This is a genomic window from Paracoccus sp. SSK6, from assembly GCF_039770665.1.
Classification (GTDB): Bacteria; Pseudomonadota; Alphaproteobacteria; order Rhodobacterales; family Rhodobacteraceae; genus Paracoccus.
The window spans coordinates 1-570 of the sequence record NZ_JBDPNJ010000103.1 but is presented as its reverse complement, the minus strand read 5'-3'; the positions used below and the strand labels follow the sequence as shown (position 1 = coordinate 570).

The 570-nt window shown below is 57.4% G+C and carries 1 protein-coding gene; it reads right to left on the bottom strand.

What is annotated here, in order from left to right; all coding sequences use genetic code 11:
* Positions 1-185, bottom strand: a 185-nt coding sequence (locus tag AAIL68_RS17585; RefSeq protein ID WP_347141073.1) for a DUF1127 domain-containing protein, incomplete at its 3' end; no start/stop codon positions are given.
* Positions 186-570 lie beyond the last annotated feature (385 nt).

The following is a 570-nucleotide window of genomic DNA, read 5'->3' as shown; positions in this document are numbered from 1 at the left end:
CTGATCATCGCGCGGCTGATGCCCAGGTCCGCCAGGTCGCGGTTGGTCAGGGCGTTCAGTTCACGTACGGTCTGGCGATAGATCACGCGGCGGGCGCGGTTTTCCTGCATGTGCCGGATCGCAGCCATCAGACGGCTAAAGCCAAAGGAGGAAGAGGCGGTTTGGATGTGGGCGATGGCGGCCATGATAGTGTTTCCTTGTCTCGCGTCTTTGTTCTTGCGTGCACCTTGCCCGGATTGGCTTGGCACCTTCGATGCACAAAAGATGGCGCTAACACTGCTTATGCACAACAAACACCTCAGGGATGCTGCTATGCAGCATCTGCAAGGGGCATGCCTCTGTGTTACGCGTTTACCTCACAGGGGATAACCTCAGGCACAAACGAGACAATCGCTCAGAGGTACCCCTTCCGCCTTCGGAGCAAACTTTGCCCGTCCCTTGCCCTCACAGACTGCCGATCACCGCAACATCTTGTCTGTTGCCGCCTTGAGCAGGAGGGTTTGCTCTCTTTCAAGAGGGTCGTGTCTGACGACCGTGTCAGGCAGGAAGCTGCCCTATAGGAAACGTCTC